This is a genomic window from Bradyrhizobium manausense, assembly GCF_001440035.1.
GTDB lineage: Bacteria > Pseudomonadota > Alphaproteobacteria > Rhizobiales > Xanthobacteraceae > Bradyrhizobium > Bradyrhizobium manausense.
The window spans coordinates 1-1,561 of sequence record NZ_LJYG01000037.1 but is presented as its reverse complement, the minus strand read 5'-3'; the positions used below and the strand labels follow the sequence as shown (position 1 = coordinate 1,561).

Below are 1,561 nucleotides of genomic sequence, written 5' to 3'. Positions count from 1 at the left end.
GCCGCCGTCCGGTTCAGCTCCTCCAGCAGATAGGTGCGCTCGGCGGCCGACAGCAGCTCAATCCGCCCGACCTCTTGCTGCGCATCGGCAGCCATCGCCCGCAGCAGCGCCAGCAGATAATCCCGCTGCCGCTCGATCGTCGTCTGATCAAACAGCGCGGTGGCATAAGCCAGCGTTCCGGCGATCTCCTCACCCTGCTCGCCAAGGCTCAGCTCCAGATCGAACTTGACCTGGTCGTACCCGCCCCCGGCCGCCTCCACCATCAGCCCGGCAAGGTCGAACGCCCCGCCGGTTTTGTTCTCCCAGGCCAGCATCACCTGGAACAACGGCGTGTGATCAAGAGCCCGCGGCGGCTGCACGATCTCCACCACCTGCTCGAACGGCAGGTCCTGGTGCTCCTGCGCTCCCAACGCCGTGCACCGCGTCCGCTCCAACAGCTCCGACACGCTCGGCTCGCCCGACAGGTCCAGCCGGAGCGCCAGGGTGTTGACGAAGAAGCCGATCAGCTCTTCGATCTCGCGGTGCCCCCGATTGGCGCTCGGCACCCCGATCACAAGATCGTCCTGTCCCGACAGACGCGACAGCACCGCAGCCCACCCCGCCAGCACGGTCATGAACAATGTCGTGCCATGCTGCCGGCTCAGCCGCTTCAGCCCCCGCGTCAGATCCGCATCAATGATGATCGGGACCGTCGCCCCGGCAAACGACTGTTGCGCCGGCCGCGGCCGGTCCGTCGGCAGCGCCAGACGGGCCGGCGCGCCGGACAGATTGCTGCGCCAATACTGCGCCTGGCGCTGCAGCCGTTCCCCCGACAGCCACTGCCGTTGCCAGGCAGCATAGTCCGGATACTGGATCGCAAGCGGCGGCAGCGGATCGTCGTCTCCGGCCACGAATGCCCGGTACAGCTGACTGAGCTCGCCCACCAACACGCCCAGCGACCAGCCGTCCGAGACGATGTGATGCTGGGTCAGCAGGAACACGTGTGTCTCGTCCGACAGCCGGATCAGCCGGCCGCGGATCAGCGGGCCCCGCGCCAGATCGAACGGCGTGCGCCCCTCCTGCTGGCACAGCTGCGACAGCGCGGCGTCCGCATCCAGCCTGTCCCGCAGATCGTGCTCCACGACCGGCAGCCCGGCCTCCTCTGGCAGAAGCTCAACCCGGAGCTTGCCGTCCGAGGTGACAAAGACGCTGCGCAGCGCCTCATGCCGCGCCAACACACGGTCCAGGCTGCGCTGCCAGGCGCTGCGGTCGAGCCCACCCTTGAGCCGCCACGCCAGCGGCACGTGATACTGCGTGCCGCCCTGATCCAGCTGCGCCAAAAACCACAGCCGCTGCTGCGCAAACGACAGCACAAGCGGCTCGTGACGTGACACGGCCACAATCGCCGGCAGCTCTTGCGGACCGCAGCGGTTCAACTCCTCGACAATGCTCATCGCCAGATCGGCCAGCACCGGTCTTGCAAACAGCGTCCGCAGCGGCAGCTCGACACCCTGCGCCTGCCACAGCCGGCTCATCAGCTGTACTGCCAACAGCGAGTGGCCGCCCAGTTCGAAGAAGTTGT

General features: G+C 67.5%; 1 protein-coding gene. It reads right to left on the bottom strand.

Going from position 1 to position 1,561, the window contains the following annotated elements:
- A partial coding sequence (locus tag AOQ71_RS08085) for a condensation domain-containing protein (RefSeq protein ID WP_245316794.1) occupies positions 1-1,561 on the bottom strand: 1,561 nt, incomplete at both ends.